This is a genomic window from Demequina flava (assembly GCF_000975035.1).
Classification (GTDB): Bacteria; Actinomycetota; Actinomycetes; order Actinomycetales; family Demequinaceae; genus Demequina; species Demequina flava.
On the sequence record NZ_BBRA01000002.1, the window covers coordinates 127,226 to 146,622 of the forward strand.

Below are 19,397 nucleotides of genomic sequence, written 5' to 3' on the forward strand. Positions count from 1 at the left end.
AATGAAATCACGATGGGGAAGAGGGTACCCGTGTCTGGTGGGTCCATTCGCGCATCCACGCGTCGACACGCAGGTGATCTGGAAAGCCGCCGAGTGCCTCTTCAAGATCTTCAACGGCCACACTGCCGCCGGACTTGCTCAGGAATCTGGTCCGCACCAGCGCGTGGGCGTGGACGGTCTCGCCCACCATGAATCGCTGTTCGAGGTAGCACCAGCGTTCGTCGAAGCCCACCACTCGAGTGGTGAGATCAAACTTCTGGCCCAGGCGCAGCTCTTTGCGGTACGTAATGGTTTGGCCCGCGACAACCGCGAACCATCCACGTTCGTCGGCCTCGTCCCACCATCCTGATCGCTTGAGCAGGTCATACCGGCCCAGGTCCATCAGCGTGAGATACCGGCCATTGTTCATGTGACCGAGGACGTCGAGATCGGTGGGCACGACGCGAAACGAGGTGCGGGCTTCATCCCAGATCGAGCACTGGGGAGCGTTGCGGGCGCGGCCCCATCGAAGTGCGAGTCTCCACCACAGGTTCACGAAACCGCCTCGACGCGCATACGGAGGTGAGGCTTGGTGCCGTCCTTCGTCGTGACGTCAGCGGTGGTGACGCCGTCCTCGTGGCTCGATGAGAAACCGATGGTGCCCGGAAGCAACACCGGCTTCACAAAGTCCACACCGACTGAGTACGAGCTCCCCAAGGAACCTTCCAGCGCAGCCAGTGCACGTGCATGTGTCCACATTCCGTGGACGATGGGCCGCGGGAACCCGAAAGCCTTCGCAGCCAAGCGGTTGGTGTGGATCGGATTGGGGTCGCCAGAGACTCGGCGGTAGTCCTTCGCGGTACGTGCGGGTACGCGCCAGCGGGCGTGGGGTGTGACAGCTTCGAACGGCTCATGCGAGCCGTCTGGAGCATCGCCCGGCGCGGTCATGCCGCTTGCGAGGTAGGTGCTGACACCGTCCCATACCGTCTCGTCACCTGAACGGATGTCGGCGACGAGATCGACGAGCGCGCCCCGCCGATGCGGGCGCACATTGTCGGCTCGTACACCGATGGTGAGCCTTTCGGACACTGACACCGGGCGGAGCATCGTCATTCGGTTCGCGACGTGTACTGCGCCCATCAAGCGAATGGTCGAGTCCTGGCTCCCGAGCGCCTGGATGTGCAGGGGGAAAGCCAGCACGTGCAACCACGTTGCGGGCACTGTGTCGCGAAGCGTGAATCCGCAGACCCGCGCGTAGTCGGCTAGCCGCGCTGTCTCTTGCACCAGGTCGCGTACCTCGAAAGTCGAGGACGGGACGCGGGCCCGCTTATCGCGGGAGGGGACCAGCGAGCGAGCCGCCGCACCTCCCATGGACGGCATGGATTCCAAAACGATGGTGTCCGCAGGCACTATGCACCCACCAGGTTCTGGCCGCAGACGCGAATCACCTGCCCGGTCACCGCCTGCGAGCCCGGGTCCAAAAGGTAAGAGATGGTTTCAGCGACGTCGACTGGCCGTCCGCCCTGATCTAGCGAGTTACTCCGGCGGAAGATCTCGCGCTGGACAAAGGGAATCTTGCCCGTCATCTCGGTCTCGATGAACCCTGGAGCGACAGCGTTGACCGTGATCTCACGTGAAGCCAGGTCCGATGACATGGCGATCACGAGGCCTGCGACACCCGCCTTGGATGCCGCGTAGTTGGTCTGACCCTTGTTGCCTGCGAGCCCCGACGTCGAGGCGACACCGACGATGCGGCCGCCGTCGTCAAGGCCGCCGTCGGTGTCGGGGTCAAGCAGCACCTCGTTGATGCGCATCTGCGCCGCCAGGTTGACCTCGAGAACTGATTCCCAGCGGGCCGTGTCTGTGTTCACGAGCATCTTGTCGCGGGTGATGCCGGCGTTGTGCACGATTCCGTGTAGCCCACGCCCTCGTTGGGCGACGTGCTGCGCGAGCACCGCCCCAGCATCGGCCTGCGTAATGTCCAACTGGATCGCGATGCCACCTACCTCGTTTGCGACGGCAGCGAGCTGTTCACCAGCCGGCGGAATGTCGACAGCGATGACCTCAGCACCGTCGCGGGCTACAACACGAGCGATCTGTGCGCCGATGCCGCGGGCGGCACCGGTGACGATCACAGTGCGGCCCGCCAAGGGTGCGGTGACGAGGTCGTCAATCTTGGTCGCGGTAGACGCGACCTTCCACGCTTGGCCGTCCACGAACGCGGAACGTCCCTGCAACGCGAAGCCCAAGGTGGTGAGGAGGTCCGATGCGGTGGTGTCGCCAGCGACCCACACCAGTGTGGAGGTGGCGCCGCCGCGTAGTTCCTTCGCCACGGTGCGGTTGATGCCGTCGAGCGCGCGAGCAGCGGCGGCCGCCTCCCAGCCGTCATGGTCCTCGCGGGCGACGATGATGATGCGACCCGAACGCTCAATACCCCTGACGGCAGGTCGCAGCAGCGCACGGAGGCGTTCAAGCTGCGAGATGCTCGTCAGTTCCGTGGCATCCACGACGAGGGCGCCGATCTTCTGTCCGTAGCCCGGTGCGTCGGTACCGGCATCGACGACGGGCTCTTCAACCGCGCGCCCGAGGAGGTGGAGAGTGTCGGCGACAAGCGAACCGTCGCCGATGGTTCCGTGAATGATGGCGCCTGAGGGCCAGGTGCGTCCGCGGCGCAAACGTGGCGGATCCTTCAGACCCGCCTTGCGCGAGATAGCGCGTCCTGGTGCGGACGTGAACGTCTTCTCAAGAATGCTCATCACACGGCCTCCAAAATTGCGACGACGCCCTGACCGCCCGCGGCGCACATCGAGATCAGACCCCGCGAACCCGGCCCACGTTCCTGCAGGAGCTTGGCGAGTGTGGGCACAATGCGCGCGCCCGTGGCGGCGAATGGGTGGCCGGCGGCCAGCGATGAGCCCGTGACGTTGAGAATTGAAGGGTCAATGGTGCCAAGTGCACCGTCGAGTCCCAGTCCCCGGCAGTAGTCCTCGTCGTTCCACGCCTTCAAGGTGGTGGCGACAGTTGAGGCGAACGCTTCGTGAATCTCGACAAGAGCGAAGTCGTCGAGCGTGAGTCCCTGGCGTGCGAGCATGCGACCCGCAGCAGCAACGGGGCCCAGCAGGAGGTCTGCGCCGCCCGGGTGGTCCACAGCTGCGACCTCGGCATCGACGATGCGCGCAAGGATGGGCTGGTTGTGCTCCTTGGCCCACTCTTCGCTTGCGAGCAGAACGGTGGCCGCGCCATCCGAAAGAGCAGTCGAGTTACCTGCGGTCATGGTGCCCTGGGGGCCGCCAAACACGGGCTTGAGCTTCGCCAGCTTCTCCACGGAAGTGTCGGGACGCAGAATCGCGTCGCGTGCGACACCGAGATATGGCGTCACCAAGTCGTCAAAGAAGCCGTCTTCCCAGGCCTGTGCAAGCTTGTGGTGCGAAGCCTCAGCGATCGTGTCTTGCTCCTCGCGAGTGATGCCCCACGCTTCCGTGGTGAGCGCCTGGTGCTCGCCCATGGACAGCCCGGTACGCGGCTCGGTCACGCTAGGAGCCTTGGGGGCGAGGTGGCGAGGCCGAACCTGGGCGAACGCCTTCATGCGGTCGGCAGCGGACCGGGCTGCGGAGGCCTTGAGGAGGATGCGGCGAAGTGGGTCAGACACTGTGATGGGGGCGTCGGAAGTGGAGTCCACGCCGCCCGAGATGCCCGAGTCAATCTGACCCAGAGCAATCTTGTTCGCAATGTAGACCGTTGTCTCAAGTCCAGTGCCACATGCCTGCTGGAGGTCGCATGCCGGGGTGTTCGCTGCGAGTGCAGAACTGAGGACTGCTTCACGAGTGAGGTTGAAGTCGCTGGGGTGCTTGAGGACGGCGCCTGCGGCGACTTCGCCCATGCGCGCGCCACTCAATCCATACCGGGCAACCAGTCCGTCAAGTGCCGCTGTGAGCATGTCGTGATTGCTGGCATCCGCGTACGGGCCATTGGACTTAGCGAAGGGGATTCGATTTCCCCCGATTACCACCGCGTTGTGGGACATTGTGCCTCCGTCGTTGGAAGAAGTAAGTGATACCCAGAGTAGCAGATACTCGCCGTATCGGTTATATTGTCTCTATGGCCATCGACGGCAGGACCTCCCGCTGGGACGAGCATCGCGCAACGCGGCGCACCGAGCTCATCTCGCATGCGTTGCGTGCGATTCGGGTTCAGGGGCCCGCGATCGGCATGGAGGATATTGCCGTCCGCGCTGGCACGTCCAAGACCGTGCTGTACCGGCACTTCGGCGATCGTGCCGGTTTGCACGAAGCGGTCGTCGAGTCGGTCCACACCTACATTCGCAATGGTGTGTTGGCAGCCCTCGAACAGTCGGATGCGCAGGATGTCGCCCACATGATGGAGACGCTCGCGGGGACGTACCTCAACCTCGTTGAGAAGGACCCTGCGATCTATCGCTTCGTCATGAACGGCCCGGGGTCGGGGGAGACAAACCCCGCGGGCCGCGTGCCGGCGGCCATCGCCGATGCAGTGGCTCAACTGTTGGCCGAACGGCTCTCCCATGTTTCACGCCAGCGGGCTCACACCTGGGGGTACGGGCTCGTGGGCTTTATCCAAGCATCAGCTGACGCCTGGATGGACACAGAAGCAGAGGCGAGGCCGTCACGTGAAGACGTGGTTCTTGATATCTGTGCCGCCTTCTCTCATGCATTTTCCGATGCCAGCGTTCCAGCAGCATCGGCCCTGACCACCTGAACCTCACTACAGAAGGATCGACAATGACGTTGACACCCGAAGCACCCCAGACGGTCTCATCGGAGCGACTCACGACGCTGGGCTCATCTCTTCGCCAGCACCTCGACGGCGCCTACGCGGCCGAGCGCTCAGTCGCGCGCGCCACGTTCCCGACTGACAGCATGCTGCGCGATCCGGAGTGGGACGTTGAGCAGTCCCGCGAATGGACGTTGCAGCGTCTGATTGACCTTGAGAAGCACGGCTTCGGATCCGCAGGAGTGCCCGATGGGGCCGATGCTGTGCAGGACCCGCTCACCGCAGTCGTCACGTTCGAGACACTCGCGCACGCCGACCTCTCCGTCACCATCAAGTCGGGTGTGCAGTTCGGACTCTTCGGCGGCGCAGTCACGAATCTCGGTACAGCCTGGCACCACGAAGAGTTCCTTCCGAGCATCACCAATCTCACCCTGCTGGGCGGATTCGCGATGACGGAATTGGGACACGGCTCCGACGTGGCCAGTGTTGAAACAACGATCACCTACCTCCCTGAGAGCGACGAGTACGAGGTCCACTCGCCCTCGCCTGCGGCCACAAAGGCGTACATCGGCAACGCGGCCTCGCACGGAACGATGGCAGCCGTCTTCGGGCAGCTGATTGTCGGCGGCGAGAGCCAGGGAGTCCACACCATCTTGGTGCCCATTCGCGACGACAATGGCGCGGATCTCCCAGGTATCACCACCGGTGATCAAGGCCACAAGGGCGGACTCCTGGGCGTCGACAACGGCACAATCAGCTTTGACCACGTCCGTGTCCCGCGCCGGATGCTGCTTGACCGATACGGCGGAGTCACGGAAACCGGCGTGTACGAATCGTCGATCGATAACGCCAACCGCCGCTTCTTCACGATGCTGGGCACACTCGTGCGTGGCCGAGTCTGTGTTGGGGGTGGAGCGGGCATTGCCGCGCGCCGCGGTCTGTCGATTGCAATCCGCCATGCGCTGAAGCGCCGCCAGTTCCCGGCGTCCGGGCGTCCTGATGGCGTGCTCCTGCTCGACTACCTCACCCATCAGCGCCGCCTGATGCCGCGCCTGGCGCGTTCCTACGCACTGGGCTTTGCGCAGAATGAACTCATCGAGGCCCTCGTCAAGGTTCAGGGCGGGGAGCCCTCCACCGAGGATGAGCAGCGAGAGCTCGAGACGCGTGCTGCCGGCATGAAGGCCGTCACCACATGGTTTGCGAACGACACGCTTCAGGAAGCTCGTGAGGCCTGCGGCGGCGCCGGCTACCTGAGCGAGAATCAACTCGTCGAGATCCGCCGAGATGTGGATATCTTCGCGACCTTCGAGGGCGACAACACTGTGCTGATGCAGCTGGTGGCGAAGGCCTTGCTCACCGACTACCGCAAGGAGTGGAGCGACCTCGACCGCAGCGGGGTAGTGCAAGCGACCGCCCGCGTTGCTGGTGAGCAGATGGCGGAAGCGACCTCGGCGAACATCGTGCTTGACCGCCTGGCGTCTGCCGTCAGGCGCAAGCCGGAGGAAACCACCTTGGTGGACCGCCGCTGGCACGCGCTAATGTTTGAGGACCGCGCGCGCCACTCGCTTGAGTCACTTGCACGCCGCATGCGCGCGGCGTCGAAGGACAAGGGTGATCAGTTTGAGTCCTTCAACGCGATGGGCCCGCACGTGCAGTTCGCCGCGCACGCGCACATGGAAAGCGTCATTCTCAAGGCCTTCATCGATGCCCTTGAGGAGTGCCAGGACCCCGATGTGAAGGACGTCCTGGAGCGCGTGTGTTCACTCTTTGCTCTGGGGTCCATCTACGAGGACCGTGCGTGGTTCATGGAGCACAACCGCATTAGCTCAGGACGCTCCAAGGCGCTCGAGCAGCAGATCGACTCGCTGTGCCGCGAACTGCGCCCACATGCACTGCCGTTGGTCGAGGGGCTCGGTATCCCCAAGAGCTGGCTCGGCGCCGCAATCATCGACAACTGAGTCCTGTTCGTCGGTGGCTGGCGAACAATGAACTCGCTGGCCACCGACGCGCGTGGCCCTACGTTGCGCGTATCTTGCGCGGTGGGGTGGGAGGCCACGCGCCATCGTCGAGGTATTGCGCGGCGTCTCTGACGATCACGCGCGCACCCCGGTTTGCGCTGATCGTTGAGGCTTGCGGGCCGTAGCCCGCCAGGAAGATGCCTGGCGCGTCCTCCGCGTGCCCGTCTCGCACCCGCACGCCCTCGCTGGCGTCGATTCCCAGCGGCGCCAGCGCCCGCAGGTCCGCATGGAACCCAATCGCCCACACAATTGCGTCGAGCGGCATGAAGGTTCCGTCTTGAAGCACCGCGCCGTCGCGTACGAGGCGGCTGAACATCGGCTTCCGCACAAGGCTTCCTGAGTCCAGTAGGCGGCGCACGGGAGCCGTGAGCGGCGTGCCAGTGGTGGACACGATGCTGGGAAGCGGACGTCCTGCCTGAGCTGCTTCGTCCTGCATGCGGACGGATTCGCGGCCAAACTCTTGCGCGGGAGATCCGGCCACGTCGAGGTAGTCCACGGGCCGGCGCGTGAACCAGTGGACTGCATCCGCGTGGGGTGTGAGCTCGCGCACGAATCCGGTGGCTGAGGCACCTCCGCCCACCACCGCGACGCGCATTCCACGGAAATCCTCTGGCGCGCCGAATTCCGGCGTCGTGAGTTGGATCCCGTGGAAGTCCGGGGCTCCCGGATCTCTGGGCTGCCTCGGCGTGCGCCAGGTTCCGGTGGCCATAATCACGACCTGCGCCTGCAACTGATCCACGGCGCCCACAGCGTGAACCAAAAAGTCGCCGCTGGGTTCTCGATCCACCCGCGTGACATCGACGGGGCGTGTCACCTTGAGGTCGTAGTGGGACTCATACGTTGCGTACCGTTCGCGCACGACCTCGGATGCCGGAATGTGGCGCGGTGCCTGCTCAAAGGTGACCCCGGCATCGGCCATACCCGGAAGGTCTGCCAACGCGTGAGCATCGGCGAATCGAAGTGAATCCCATCGATGTTGCCATGCGCCGCCGGCCGTCGGACCGGCGTCGACAATGAGGAAATCCTTGCCCGCAACAAGGTCGCGTTGGCGAAGGTGATAGCCCACCGACAGTCCTGCTTGACCTGCGCCGACCACCACGGTGGGATGCCGAGGGTAAGACGTCATGCGACATTGTTACCGAGAAGCAGGCGTGGATGCGACCTCCGGCGCGTGGCGACGCATAAAGGTCGACGTGTGTAGCAGGCCTGCGCATGCCAATCCCACTACTGCGATGACCGAGACCGTTCCGGCGATTGCCGCGGGACCGCGTGCGGGGTCGAGGAAGGCGTAGGGCACCCAGCCGTCATAGGCGGCGCGGATGACAAGGTACGCGCACCAGCCGCCCGGTACGGCGAGCACTGTCCACCAGGTGCGGATGGGCAAGCGGCGTCGTCGTCCAATGGTCATCCAGTCGGCAAACAGGAGTATTGCTGCGCCGCCATGCAAGATTGCGTTGGCCCAAGGGACCTTCGGGATGGCGTGGTCGGCCAGGATCGCCCAGTAGACAATGCCCGCCACAGCCGTGTAGGTCGTCGCGTTCACCCGCAACGTGTCGATCCACCATTGATCAGGATGACGACTGGCCGCTGCGATCACTAGGGCGCCGATCCCTGTAAGCGCCGCCAGGGGAGTGAAGTAGCCGGGCATCTGGTCCCACGAGAAGCTTCCGAACGTGAGATCAGCCCAGGCCTGGACCGCCAGTGCCGCTGCGATGATGGCGGCAGCGAGGAGTCGCCAGATTCGGACATAAGCGCCTTTGCTCATGGCCTACATATTACCCGTTCTTTACGTTCTCCCAGTCACTGCTTGGGTTTCGGGCGTGTCTGGGCATTTCGGACATGCTCGGTACGGGGCGATGCCGGGTGAGCTGACGTTCACGAGATTCGGTTGCCGTGTGGTGAGCGGGCACAATGTGTCACGTGACTTGTCGATATGCCCCCTTGACCGCGATGCCTCCGTGTATTGAAGCCCGTGAGATAGAGGTGCGCCGGTGAGCATCGTTGACCCGCCCATTGCGGAGAAGCACAGCCTATGGGAAGACGCACTAGCGCTGGTGACCGGCGCATTCGTCATGTCGTTCGGCCTGTTCTTGTTGGAGCAGATTGGGGGAGTGTCGGGTGGCCTGGCCGGCGTCGCGATTCTTCTGAGCTACTGGACCACGGCATCGTTCGGTCTGATCTACTTCATCATCAACCTGCCGTTCTACTGGCTCGCTGTGAAGCGCATGGGCTGGCCCTTCACGATCAAGACCCTCATCGCGGTCACCCTGGTGTCCGTTCTCACCGAGGTTCACGGTCTCTATCTCGACGTCGACGATGTCAATCCGCTCTACGGAGCGATCTTCGCGGGGCTTGCTATCGGCATCGGGATGCTGATGCTCTTCCGGCATGGCGCGTCCGGTGGTGGCTTCGGAATCCTCGCTGCCTTCGTCCAGGAGACCAAAGGCATACGCGCAGGCTACGTACAGGGCGCACTCGACCTCTGCGTCGTATTGGCAGCGTTGACGATCGTGCCGCTCGATATCCTGCTGTATTCGGTTATCGGGGCCGTCTTGCTGAACGGGATACTTGCTATCAATCACCGGCCCGGGCGGTACCTCGGCTAACGAGAGCGTCACCAATGCGACATTGACGGCTTCAACAACATATGCTGGCTGGGCTCAGCGTCGAGTGCCGCCCTGTCGTCCCCAGCCGAATCGAGACACTCGATGACCACCACGCCCGCACGCCTCTCACCGGGCCACGCGCGCCTCGCGCTCCTTGCACTTGCGCTCGGCGGGTTCGGGATCGGCACCACCGAGTTTGTGGCGATGGGCTTGCTGCCGGACATCGCACGAGATCTGCTTCCAGACCTGTGGGCCAGTGACCAGGAAGCTGCTCTGGGTCAGGCTGGATGGGTCATTTCAGCGTATGCCGCTGGTGTCGTCGTCGGCGCTCCCACCATCGCCGCGTTCGCTGCCCGCTTTCCGCGTAAAGCGGTATTGCTCATCTTGGCGACTGCATTCACCCTCGGAACCGTGGCATCGGCCCTCGCTCCGACGTTTGAAACCGTCGTCGTGGCTCGATTCCTCGCGGGCCTTCCACACGGTGCCTACTTCGGGATCGCGGCGCTGGTCGCGGCGTCGCTCATGGGCCCGGGAAAACGCGGCCAGGCCGTTGCCCTGGTGCTATCTGGCCTCACGATCGCCAACGTCGTCGGCGTCCCCCTCATCACGTTCCTGGGCCAGCAGGCAGGATGGCGCATCGGCTATCTCGCCGTCGCTGGAATCTTCGCCGCCACCACGCTCGCGATTGCATGGGCAGTGCCGCGCCAGGCCGGCGACCCGCATGCCACCGTCCGCCGCGAACTGTCGGTCTTCGGTAAGCCCGCGGTGTGGTTTGCGCTGGCGACCGGCGCGATCGGCTTTGGTGGATTCTTCGCCGTTTACACCTACGTCTCGCCCCTCGCGACAGGTGTCACTGGCACAAACGAGAGCTTCGTTCCCTTTGCCCTCGTGACGCTCGGCATCGGCATGACCGCCGGAAACTTTGCAGGTGGACGACTCGCTGACAGGGGAGCGCTCCGTGCCGTCTTTTGGCTGTTTGGCGCTCTCGCCGCGTCGCTCATCTTCCTGGCGTTGGCTGCCGGACAGGTCTGGGGGCTCCTTGTGGGGCTGTTCCTGGTGGGCGCGGCCGCTGCGGCGCTGTCGCCGGCCATTCAGACCCGCCTGATGGACGTAGCAGGGGACAGCCAGACGATGGCCGCCGCGCTCAACCACTCCGCACTCAACCTTGGAAACTCCTTGGGCGCAATCCTCGGCGGTGCCGTCATTACGGCGGGATTCGGCTTCCTTGCTCCCACGTGGGTTGGCGTCGCGATGTGTGTGCCAGGTGTGTTGTTCGCTCTCGCTGGGTGGTTTGTGACGCGTCGCCAGGCGATCGGCCCAGGCGCTGTGCCCGGGGATTCGCCGGCGAATGCGGACAGCCCCGCGCTGTCCTCTGATCGAGGCTGAAACACATACCTTTCCGCCGGCTTGTGTCATCGGAGAGCCCTAGTTCTGTGTAGACTGTTCTCCGGTCCAAACACGACATTGAGTGTCTCACCTGGACCATCGGGCTGTGGCGCAGCTTGGTAGCGCACTTGACTGGGGGTCAAGGGGTCGCAGGTTCAAATCCTGTCAGCCCGACCGATGATTGAGGGCCTTGGTCCGGGAGATTCTCCCGGACCAAGGCCCTTTTTCATGTGCAGAAGCCCTTGCTGTGATGCCGTCGCTACTACCGGCATCACGGATATCCTTATCCGCGCTTGCGCGTGGTGTGTTTCAGAAAGGCAGGGGATCTGTGACTCACCTAGTCTGTGGTCGAATCCGTTTCCGCCTCTGCCACAATGCGATTCACCATGCCAGAGAACACGAGGCCGTGGAACGGCAGCATTGCGAGCCAGTACAGGCGCCCAGTGAGTCCTCGAGGGAAGAATACGGCGCGCTGTCGATATATTGCGCCGCTGCCGTGTGGCTCGACTCCCAGTTCGAGCCATGCTTTCCCAGGAACTTTCATCTCCGCGCGGAGTCTCAAGAGACGTTCTTGGTCGGCGACCTCGACTCGCCAGACGTCGATTGCATCCCCGATACGCAACTGTCCGTAAGTGCGCCGGCCACGCTTTGAGCCGACTCCTCCGGCGACGCGGTCGAGCAGACCGCGCGTGGCCCACAACACGGAGGCCGAGTACCACCCCGTCGCACCCCCGATCTCTGTGAGCACGGCCCACACTGCTGGTGGGCTGGCGGTTGTCTCGCGACTGCGGGAATCTTGAAACACCGTGCGGCCAGCCCAATCGGGGTCGCTTGGCATCGGGTCGCTCGGAACGCCGTGCAACCGCGTGTCTACCCAGCTCGTTTCGACGTCATCGATCTCGATACGCCCCAGTGCGAGTTCGACGGATTCGCGGTATCCAGTCAGTCCCGCAGGCGGCTCGGGAATGAGGTCGTCGATGTCGTGGTCCTGCATCACGCATGAATGCAAGAGCGACTCCACCAAGGGACGGGCGATCTGCCGCGGCACTGGTGTGACAAGTCCTACCCAGTGACTGGCAAGCTTTGGCGTCATGACGGGGAGGGCCGCGATTCCACGCTTGGGCAGGCTGGCAACCGCCGCGTAGCCGTTCATCATTTCTGAGTACTGCAAGACGTCTGGTCCACCAATGTCGTACGCCCTATTGACCGAGTCGGTGACACGCGCCGCGGCCAGGAGGTAGTACACAACATCCCGCACGGAGATAGGTTGAATATTGTTGCGCACCCACTTGGGCGCAGGCATGACCGGCAAGACCTCGGTCAGGTGGCGAACCATTTCAAATGAGGCCGACCCTGAGCCAATGACGACGCCCGCACGCAACTCAATGGTGGGGGTTGCCGCGGCCAAGAGAATGTCTCCCACCTCCCTGCGAGACTCCAAGTGGGGTGACAGCTCTGCCTCTTCCGGATGCAAACCGCCGAGGTAGATAATTCTGTTCACGCTGTGCGCCGCGGCCGCCTTTGCGACGATCAACGCAATGGTGCGATCAAGGCGCCCGTAGTCTTTGCCGCTATGCATCGAGTGGACTAGGTAATACACGATGTCCACACCCTCCATCGCCGCGTCTACAGCGGCCGGGTCGGTCGCGTCTCCTTCGCATATCTCGACCTCGCCTGCCCAAGGCAACGCGGTGGCGCGAGCGGTGGCGCGCGTAAGGATCCGCACCCGGTATCCGCCATTGATGAGGCGCGGGACAAGCCTGCCTCCGATATATCCAGTCGCACCGAGGACGAGAACGCGCGGCGCCAGACCTTCGCGATCAGGGATTGCGTGCAACGCAGGCTCAGACCCGAACGGGCGCGCCAGGTCGGAGGACTCATTGAAGTATGCAGTGGGCATGCCGTGCCTCCATAGGCTCAAGAACGTCACGCGGTTTCGTGGCTACGTCAACGTGCCTGCTTAGCCGGCCATTCCCTTGTGACACCTCCGGGAGATGCCTGAGATCGGCGGGGCCTCGACCTAAGACACCACGCACACACGACCGGCGGCGACCTCGGGCACGGGCTCGGGGTCGGGGTAGGGGTCGGGATGAGCCACGATTGCGTGACGACGTTACGGACGTGTCGAGGCGGTGATGGTGAATTTGGCGTTGCGGGCGACTTGCCGGGTGGGGCCTACTGTTCGTTCGAGCTGCTGGCGGTACTTCATCGCCGAGTTCCACACGCACCAGAGCTGACCTCCGGGACGCAGAACTCTGGCCGCATCGGCGAACAGTCTGGGCGCTAATAGGTCGGTCACAGCTGCGCCCGAGTGGAACGGCGGGTTCAATGCGATAACGGATGCGCTGGCGGAAGGCCGCGCGGAGAGCGCATCGTCACGGACGACCTCGGCGCGGTCCTGGACTCCGTTTGCTCGCATGGTTGCGCGTGCGGACTCGACCGCGACAGCCGACTGATCACATGCGTAGACATGCGCACTCGGGTTTCGCGTCGCCATCCACGCGCCGACGATTCCGGTCCCGCAGGCCAGGTCGATGAAAGGATCGTCTGCCGTCCCTCCGCGCGAGAGGTCAGTCGGGAGGTGCTCGAGCAAGAGACGAGTGCCGATGTCGAGCCGCGCACCCGCGAACGCACCGCCAAAGGCGCGAACCTCTATGCCCTCCACGTGCGCGGCGGCCGGAATTGGGTCGCGCCCGTCGTGGGGCTCGCGTGCAATGAGCACGCGGGACTTCTGGCGTGCGTGAGTCACGTCCACACGTCCAAAAAACTCGCTCAGCACAGTATTCATTGATACGGACATGTGCTTGAGGCGACCGCCGGCGAAGACAACTACCTCTGGATCTGCATGGGCAGCGATGAGGCCGGCAAAGTCGCGTAGCGCGTCAAGAGATCGAGGTAGGCGCAAGAGGACGACGCGCGCACCGCGGACGAGTTCGGCATTAAGCGGAAGAACTCGGAAGTGCTCGCCGAGATCGAGGTTGGCGGCATTCGATTCGAGAGCCCGCGAACCGGTGAGCGCATCGACATGCGTACGGATACCGGTGGCACCGGCATGCACTGCGCCGAGAGTGAGCGCGCCGTAAGCGTCCCCAATGACGACGAGGTCGCCGGCCGTGGCGGATCCACGCTGTGAGGCGGATTCATCCAAGACCAACCGGTCGGCCGCATCCACGGCGACAAGACCCGGCGCTTCGATGTCGGGCCAACGCCGCAGTTCTTCGAGCATGGGGGAAGCCTAGTCTCGATGCACAAATAGAGCGTGGGGCGGGGCGCCGGTGTGCTGACGATTTCCCAAACACACAGTCGCGGAGTGGAATCTGCGACGATGGAAGCATGATCGACCCAACCGACAGCAGCGGTGCCATCAGGCTTCCTGTCATAGGGGCGCGAGTGGTGGTGCGCTACCTGCTCTCGACCGGAGAAGCAACAGACGCCCTGGGTGAGCTACTGAGCGTTAACGACCAGACGGTGGTGGTGAATGGGGTCCGGGGAGTTGAGCGGATCGCCGTCAAGGATGTCGTTGCTGCGAAGGGAGTACCTCCTCGTCTGAGACGAAGGCCGCGCTCGTCGTAGCGTTCTGGTCGTCCCGGCTACCGCGCTGGTTGAGCGAAGCGGACCCCAACAAGGGTGCCTAACCCCATCGGTTTACGGTGAGTTCCTGAGGAATGTGGTCCCAAGGATTCGTGCCACTTCCGTCGGTGAAAAAGACGCTACCCACATGGCTCCGCGACGCCAGCGTGTATCTATCGGCGATCCGCTCCGTCGGCATTGAGTGCACTAGGTGGCAGATCCGGCTTTCATCGAATCGTGACATCCATTCGGAGCTACACAAGTGCTCGTATTCACTCCAACTTCCCTCGAACGTGACGGTGACGTTGGCGAGGTCAAGGTACCCGGGATGCGGTTCAGTCCCAGGGTTCAGCACGACGAACCTCGCGCCGAGCGACCGTGCCGAGACGACGCACTGCGCGTAGTGGTCAAGCGTGTTGAGTCCGGTTGCGACTTGATCGAAAAACACGCCCCGCAGCCCGTACCAAGACTGATAGGCGCGCACATCCGCCGCGACGTCATCGGTCGCACGCAGCCCGTAGTCAGTGTCGACGTACCCCACGGTTCTCACACTGGCGGCGTGCAACGCGCGAATGACAGCGGGATAGCCCGGATCGGGTGCTGTACCCGGACCGTTGTGGATATTGACGATGACGAATCGCAGCATCGGCGCGATTTCCAGGAGTTCTCGCCACGCCACTGGGTGCGTGGCGGGGTGAAAGTACGCCGGAACTGCAAGCTGAGGGACTGCGCTGCCGTGAGTCATCGGTGCACGCCGGCGCGGCTGTATTGGAGCAGCGTCACGGGCACGATGAGGAATAACAGCATGAGGAACGTCGCGAGGTGGGCGACGGCGAGCGCTTCAGGACCGGAGGACGCTAGCAGGAAGCGAAACGCGGTGTCCACGAGTAGCGCCACGGCAGTCAGTGCCAGTGCCAAACTCCGCCGCCCTAGTGAAAGCAGCAGGGTTCCACAGAAAAATGAAAGGCCGAGCACGGCGTACGCGACCGTGTTGAGCACGAAGACGGACCGAGGCTCAGAGCCATAGATAAGCACCACTGTAGTAGACAAGAATCCGAGGACGACGCAGTACATCAGCAGTGCACGCAGCAGCAATGTGCGGGCGCTGGCACGAAAACTGTCGATGCTCACTGCGCCGTGAAGCGCGGTCACCGCCTGGCTCCGCAACGTATAGACGAACCATTCTGCAACACCGAGGCTCGCGATGAGTGGCAGCATCATGAGCGCGATGGGACCTGGCCCAAATTCCGTGCCACGCATGATCGCGTCCACCACGGCGAACGCCCCGAGCACGGCTGTGACGATGCCGTAGACGAAGTATCGGGCCGCGAGGAGGTAGTCATGTCGGCCAAGACCGAACCCTGCGCGTACGTATGCCACCGTGCTCTTGGGCTTCACGCTAACTCGCACCCATCCCGCGACGACGGCACCGATCACGGAAAACGAGAGCACCGCAACAGTCGCTGCGCGTGGCACTACCGCAACGTCTGCCAACGCTGCTACAGCCACGATCACACCGGGGGTGAGTACTGCTAACAGAAGCAGGTCAGCTTCCTCCACCATGAGAACAGTTGCCGCCAGGAGGTACAGGATGAGGAAGGTTGCCACTACCAAGCTGGAGGAGAGCGTGCGAGAGGTCCACGCGACCGCCATCACGCACGTCATGCTAACTGCTCCCACGAGTAGTGCCAGTCGGAAGAATGCGCTCGCCGCGCCGCGATGTTTGCGTCCCAAGAGCACGTTTCCGAGTACGGCCACAGCCTGGCCGAGTCCAGCCGCGAACATCGCCGAGCCAAGGAGTAGCGCGCCGTTGAACCCCGCGTGCAGCATGGTCAGTGCGACGGCGTACAGGAGCCCGGGGAGCCCGTACAGGAGCCCACGCAAGAGGTGGCGATGCGGCGGTCGTGCCCACCGGTCCACGGGTTTGGCCCGGGTCGTTGGCCGACGAGGCACTAATGCGTACATCGCCTCTGCGAGTTCAAAAACGCTCGCGGCTCCAAATTCTGATCGTGCGCGGCTATCGCTGACCCCGGCAGCTTCGAGCCCTGCCGCGATCTCGAAGGAGTCAACGGCTTGCGTACAGAGATCGTTGTGAGTCCGTGTGAACTGCTTCAGACGGGTGTCGCTGCGGCGCTGCGTTCCTGTCCACTCGTCCAGTGGGGGGCTCACGGCGGCTTCGTCAGCAGGGGCGCTCCAAGCCAACGACGTGACGAGGGCTCCCGAATCTAAGGCCGTAGGGGCGCTCATCGCTGTGTCACGAGATGGTGCGCCGTCTCCATGGTGACCGGAACTGGAGCTGTGGTGTCTCTATACAATTCACGGAATGTCCCGAGCATCTGACTGAGTTGGAACATGTCGAGCGCCCGCTCTCGGGCGTGTGCTGCCAGTCGTTGGCGGGCGTTGTGGTCTTCGAGTAGGTCGATGCATTCCTGTGCGAACTTCTGCGGTGCGTGTGGTGGGACAAGTCGTCCTGCATGCCCGACCAGTTCGGGTATGCCTCCGACATCCGTGGACACTGTCGCGCGGCCGCACATCATGGCTTCCATGACGGTGTATGGAAGTCCCTCGGAGATACTCGAAAGCGCCACAACTGTTGATTCGCTATACGCCCGGTTGACGGGACGGATTGGTCCTTCGAATGAAACCGCATCGGTGATGCCGTGCTGGCCACACATCACTCGCAACCTTTCCTCGTACCCTTCGTTCCCCGCAGGAGTGGGCCCGAATAGGCGTAACACGGCGTTCGGAACCTGGTGCCGAATGAGTGCGAAGGCCTCGATAAGAGTCTCGAGGTTTTTCAGTGGGTCAATTCGTCCCACCCAGCCGATGGTGGGAATGGTCGGCTCGGGACCCGCAGGCGGGTAGTCCGTGGCTTGGATGCCGTTGAACGCCGTAGCGATCACATCTGGGCTGGCACCGTGCCGGGTCTCCCAGCGCTGGTTGTAGGTGTTGACAGGCGCGATCGCGTCCGCGGCGGCATAGCCCGTCGCGCAAAGCCGACGAAACATCGCCAGTATGACCGACTTCACCGGCCACCGGTATTCGATTTCGCGCAGTGCCAGGTAGCGCTCGCGCAGGTAAACGCCGTGTTCAGACATCACCAGCGGTGTCCCGTGTGTCCATTTTGCGGCGAGAGCTAGCAGAGCAGGGAGTCCGTTGGACACGGAGTGACACAGATCTGCCTTGATCACACGGGCTGACAGTGGGCGTAGAAAATGCTCGATGAGTTCCGTGGCTTGCACCGCATCGAACATACTCATGGGTTGCTCGGGATCGAATTGGCGCCAGATGACCGGCAACGCTTCGATCGCCGCGTCGGAATTGAGCGCCGCGGTCAGGTCGTAGTGTTGCGCGTAGGTGAAGACGCTACGGAGTGCGGTGGTGAAATCCTCCTGGGGCGCCGCCGGGTTCAACGCTGTTTCCAGTAGCTGGCTGTACCTGGCGAGGAAACTCACATCCGACGGTGTGGAGCTCTTGCGGCGCGGGCCTGGGGCGTGGTCCCACAACGGGACGACGGTGAGCGAGGACACGTTGGGAGGCAGAGAGAGCGCGAGACGCTCCCGAGCGGATCCGGTTACCGCCACGACTTCGAACTCGTGCTCGTTGAGGCCATGGATCAACTGGTCGCACCACGTGCTGACCCCGCCGGTCACAAACGGATATGACCCCTCGGCGAGCAACGCGATTCTCATGATGTGCCGATGCTTGGAACGGACGTCATTTCGGGCTTGCCTTGGCTAGTGGCGGTCACGGCGTGCCAGGCGCTGGCGACCATCTGTGACAGGTCCCTTTGTGCTTTCCACCCGAGCACGCGCTCGGCAAGAGCGGTTGCGGCGACCATGCTGGCGGGGTCCCCAGGGCGTCGCGGAAGAATCTCCGGCGTGGTGTCGAGGCCAGTCATGACGCCAATTTCCCGAAGAACTTCGAACACAGTGTGGCCCGCGCCGCACCCGACGTTCACCGCCTTCTGTGAAGCTCCCACAGACACCGCACGCACCGCTGCCACGTGAGCATCGGCCAGGTCCTCGACGTGAATATAGTCTCGGACGCAACTGCCGTCCCTAGTGGGGTAGTCCGCGCCAAAGACGACGGGGTGGTCCCCTCGTTGGAGAGCGTCAAACACCAACGGGAACAAGTTGGTGCCGTTGATTTCCACCAGCGCAGGATCGGCGCACCCGACAACGTTGAAATAGCGCAAGCTCAGAGAATCCAATCCATACGCTGCCGCCGCGTCACGAATCATCGATTCGCTTACGAGTTTGGAGCGCCCGTACGGGCTGTCGGGCAGTGTTGGCGAGTCCTCCGTCACGTAATCCGCGTCCGAGGTTCCGTAAACAGCGGCGCTAGAAGAGAACACCAACTGGTTCACGTCTTCCGCGCGCATGGCCTCAAGCAGTGCCAACGCTCCCGTGACATTCTCCCTGTAATAGTGCAAGGGGCTCGTCATCGATTCGGGAACCGACTTCTTGCCGGCCAGATGGATAACCCCGGTCACATCATGATCTCTGATTACAGTGCGCACTGTCGCCGTGTCAAGGACCGAACCCTTCACGAGCGGCACTGTCGGACGCAAGCGGCTGGCGCGACCGGTCGAGAGATCATCCAAGACAACTACGGGCACACCTGCATCCTGCATCGCTTCGGTGACGTGGCTACCAATGTAGCCAGCGCCTCCTGTTAAGAGCCAAGTCATTGACGCCCCCTCAGGCGTTAAGGCGCGACCTGCCTAGGTGCGCGCCCGGCATCGTCGCCGTTGATGCCCGTCCGGTGGCGGGACATTCAGTGAGAAACCATCGCCGTCGGGAGTGCGCGGAGAGTGGAACACAATGTTGTGGTGCACGCCGCTACCTCCTCAAGCTGCGCGGTCTCGGTTGGACCGCCGCCCTCGTCGACACGCCGAAGTGTGATGAATCTCACATTTGAGTCTAGGGTAAACCCCAAGTGCGTGCTGGTGGAGGCCCTCTGACGACGGAATACCAGGACAATTAATGTCGGTGTGCACGCTTTCCGTGCTTCTGACAATGAGCAGAATGGCCTCAGCATTCGGCTTTGGCGGTGGTGCTACTTGCCACTCGCTCATTCACATCTC

General features: G+C 63.2%; 17 protein-coding genes and 1 tRNA gene. 6 read left to right on the top strand and 12 right to left on the bottom strand.

Features of this window, described 5'->3' with window-relative positions; translation table 11 throughout:
• Nucleotides 1–7: 7 nt before the first annotated feature.
• From AOP74_RS09130 to AOP74_RS09145, 4 genes are read right to left on the bottom strand one after another with little or no spacing between them, the layout of a single operon-like run.
• On the bottom strand, nt 8–535 hold the full coding sequence (locus tag AOP74_RS09130; RefSeq protein ID WP_061962076.1) for an acyl-CoA thioesterase: 528 nt from the start codon (nt 533–535) through the stop codon (nt 8–10).
• On the bottom strand, nt 532–1,359 hold the full coding sequence (locus AOP74_RS09135) for a MaoC/PaaZ C-terminal domain-containing protein (RefSeq protein ID WP_152649259.1): 828 nt from the start codon (nt 1,357–1,359) through the stop codon (nt 532–534). Before AOP74_RS09135 ends, AOP74_RS09130 begins: the two co-directional genes overlap by 4 nt.
• 29 nt (nt 1,360–1,388) lie before the next feature.
• Entirely contained in the window at nt 1,389–2,735 is a 1,347-nt protein-coding gene (locus AOP74_RS09140; protein ID WP_061962078.1) for a 3-oxoacyl-ACP reductase, read from the bottom strand.
• The gene (locus tag AOP74_RS09145; protein ID WP_061962079.1) at nt 2,735–4,003 is read right to left on the bottom strand and encodes an acetyl-CoA C-acetyltransferase; all 1,269 of its coding nucleotides are present in this window, start codon (nt 4,001–4,003) and stop codon (nt 2,735–2,737) included. The genes AOP74_RS09140 and AOP74_RS09145 overlap by 1 nt, the downstream gene beginning before the upstream one ends.
• Nucleotides 4,004–4,077: 74 nt before the next feature.
• Between AOP74_RS09145 and AOP74_RS09150 the strand changes: the two genes are divergently transcribed.
• Complete coding sequence (locus tag AOP74_RS09150) at nt 4,078–4,713, top strand: TetR/AcrR family transcriptional regulator (protein ID WP_061962080.1); 636 nt, start codon at nt 4,078–4,080, stop codon at nt 4,711–4,713.
• Nucleotides 4,714–4,736: 23 nt separating this feature from the next.
• Nucleotides 4,737–6,686, top strand: a complete 1,950-nt coding sequence (locus AOP74_RS09155) for an acyl-CoA dehydrogenase family protein (RefSeq protein ID WP_061962081.1) — start codon at nt 4,737–4,739, stop codon at nt 6,684–6,686.
• A 58-nt stretch (nt 6,687–6,744) separates the two neighbouring features.
• On the opposite strand, the gene AOP74_RS09160 is transcribed toward AOP74_RS09155, so the two are convergent.
• Both AOP74_RS09160 and AOP74_RS09165 read right to left on the bottom strand, forming a co-directional pair.
• A complete protein-coding gene (locus AOP74_RS09160; RefSeq protein WP_082096230.1) occupies nt 6,745–7,872 on the bottom strand; it encodes an NAD(P)-binding domain-containing protein in 1,128 nt (375 codons plus the stop codon).
• Between the two features lie 9 nt (nt 7,873–7,881).
• The gene (locus tag AOP74_RS09165) at nt 7,882–8,511 is read right to left on the bottom strand and encodes a Pr6Pr family membrane protein (RefSeq protein WP_061962082.1); all 630 of its coding nucleotides are present in this window, start codon (nt 8,509–8,511) and stop codon (nt 7,882–7,884) included.
• 226 nt (nt 8,512–8,737) lie between these two features.
• Here AOP74_RS09165 and AOP74_RS09170 point away from each other — a divergent pair, with 226 nt between their 5' ends.
• The 3 genes from AOP74_RS09170 (at nt 8,738) to AOP74_RS09180 (ending at nt 10,912) form a co-directional block, all read left to right on the top strand.
• Nucleotides 8,738–9,352 (top strand): YitT family protein, encoded by a 615-nt coding sequence (locus AOP74_RS09170; RefSeq protein ID WP_061962083.1) that lies wholly within the window; start codon nt 8,738–8,740, stop codon nt 9,350–9,352.
• Nucleotides 9,353–9,454: 102 nt separating this feature from the next.
• On the top strand, nt 9,455–10,738 hold the full coding sequence (locus AOP74_RS09175; protein WP_061962084.1) for an MFS transporter: 1,284 nt from the start codon (nt 9,455–9,457) through the stop codon (nt 10,736–10,738).
• Nucleotides 10,739–10,838: 100 nt separating this feature from the next.
• Nucleotides 10,839–10,912: transfer RNA gene (locus AOP74_RS09180), tRNA-Pro, on the top strand.
• 163 nt (nt 10,913–11,075) lie between these two features.
• On the opposite strand, the gene AOP74_RS09185 is transcribed toward AOP74_RS09180, so the two are convergent.
• Both AOP74_RS09185 and AOP74_RS09190 read right to left on the bottom strand, forming a co-directional pair.
• Nucleotides 11,076–12,638 (bottom strand): SDR family oxidoreductase, encoded by a 1,563-nt coding sequence (locus AOP74_RS09185; RefSeq protein ID WP_061962085.1) that lies wholly within the window; start codon nt 12,636–12,638, stop codon nt 11,076–11,078.
• 213 nt (nt 12,639–12,851) lie between these two features.
• Entirely contained in the window at nt 12,852–13,964 is a 1,113-nt protein-coding gene (locus tag AOP74_RS09190; protein WP_061962086.1) for a class I SAM-dependent methyltransferase, read from the bottom strand.
• 107 nt (nt 13,965–14,071) lie between these two features.
• Between AOP74_RS09190 and AOP74_RS12470 the strand changes: the two genes are divergently transcribed.
• Nucleotides 14,072–14,311, top strand: a complete 240-nt coding sequence (locus AOP74_RS12470) for a putative acetyltransferase (protein WP_439645061.1) — start codon at nt 14,072–14,074, stop codon at nt 14,309–14,311.
• Nucleotides 14,312–14,369: 58 nt separating this feature from the next.
• Here AOP74_RS12470 and AOP74_RS09195 read toward each other — a convergent pair whose 3' ends face one another.
• The 4 genes from AOP74_RS09195 to galE all read right to left on the bottom strand — a co-directional run bounded on the left by AOP74_RS09195 (nt 14,370) and on the right by galE (nt 19,001).
• On the bottom strand, nt 14,370–15,053 hold the full coding sequence (locus AOP74_RS09195; RefSeq protein ID WP_061962087.1) for a spherulation-specific family 4 protein: 684 nt from the start codon (nt 15,051–15,053) through the stop codon (nt 14,370–14,372).
• Nucleotides 15,050–16,477: a hypothetical protein gene (locus AOP74_RS09200; RefSeq protein WP_152649260.1), complete on the bottom strand. Its 1,428-nt coding sequence runs from the start codon at nt 16,475–16,477 to the stop codon at nt 15,050–15,052. Before AOP74_RS09200 ends, AOP74_RS09195 begins: the two co-directional genes overlap by 4 nt.
• Nucleotides 16,478–16,551: 74 nt before the next feature.
• On the bottom strand, nt 16,552–18,000 hold the full coding sequence (gene pelF / locus AOP74_RS09205) for a GT4 family glycosyltransferase PelF (RefSeq protein WP_061962089.1): 1,449 nt from the start codon (nt 17,998–18,000) through the stop codon (nt 16,552–16,554).
• Nucleotides 17,997–19,001 (bottom strand): UDP-glucose 4-epimerase GalE, encoded by a 1,005-nt coding sequence (gene galE / locus AOP74_RS09210; RefSeq protein ID WP_061962090.1) that lies wholly within the window; start codon nt 18,999–19,001, stop codon nt 17,997–17,999. The genes pelF and galE overlap by 4 nt, the downstream gene beginning before the upstream one ends.
• Nucleotides 19,002–19,397 lie beyond the last annotated feature (396 nt).

Coding starts and splice junctions, on each gene's coding strand:
- AOP74_RS09145 (WP_061962079.1), bottom strand. CDS start 4,003: ATGTCCCACAACGCGGTGGTAATCGGGGGAAATCGAATCCCCTTCGCT.
- AOP74_RS09195 (WP_061962087.1), bottom strand. CDS start 15,053: ATGACTCACGGCAGCGCAGTCCCTCAGCTTGCAGTTCCGGCGTACTTT.
- AOP74_RS09160 (WP_082096230.1), bottom strand. CDS start 7,872: ATGACGTCTTACCCTCGGCATCCCACCGTGGTGGTCGGCGCAGGTCAA.
- AOP74_RS09190 (WP_061962086.1), bottom strand. CDS start 13,964: ATGCTCGAAGAACTGCGGCGTTGGCCCGACATCGAAGCGCCGGGTCTT.
- pelF (WP_061962089.1), bottom strand. CDS start 18,000: ATGAGAATCGCGTTGCTCGCCGAGGGGTCATATCCGTTTGTGACCGGC.
- AOP74_RS09185 (WP_061962085.1), bottom strand. CDS start 12,638: ATGCCCACTGCATACTTCAATGAGTCCTCCGACCTGGCGCGCCCGTTC.
- AOP74_RS12470 (WP_439645061.1), top strand. CDS start 14,072: ATGATCGACCCAACCGACAGCAGCGGTGCCATCAGGCTTCCTGTCATA.
- AOP74_RS09135 (WP_152649259.1), bottom strand. CDS start 1,359: ATGCCGTCCATGGGAGGTGCGGCGGCTCGCTCGCTGGTCCCCTCCCGC.
- AOP74_RS09140 (WP_061962078.1), bottom strand. CDS start 2,735: ATGAGCATTCTTGAGAAGACGTTCACGTCCGCACCAGGACGCGCTATC.
- AOP74_RS09150 (WP_061962080.1), top strand. CDS start 4,078: ATGGCCATCGACGGCAGGACCTCCCGCTGGGACGAGCATCGCGCAACG.
- AOP74_RS09165 (WP_061962082.1), bottom strand. CDS start 8,511: ATGAGCAAAGGCGCTTATGTCCGAATCTGGCGACTCCTCGCTGCCGCC.
- AOP74_RS09175 (WP_061962084.1), top strand. CDS start 9,455: ATGACCACCACGCCCGCACGCCTCTCACCGGGCCACGCGCGCCTCGCG.
- galE (WP_061962090.1), bottom strand. CDS start 19,001: ATGACTTGGCTCTTAACAGGAGGCGCTGGCTACATTGGTAGCCACGTC.
- AOP74_RS09155 (WP_061962081.1), top strand. CDS start 4,737: ATGACGTTGACACCCGAAGCACCCCAGACGGTCTCATCGGAGCGACTC.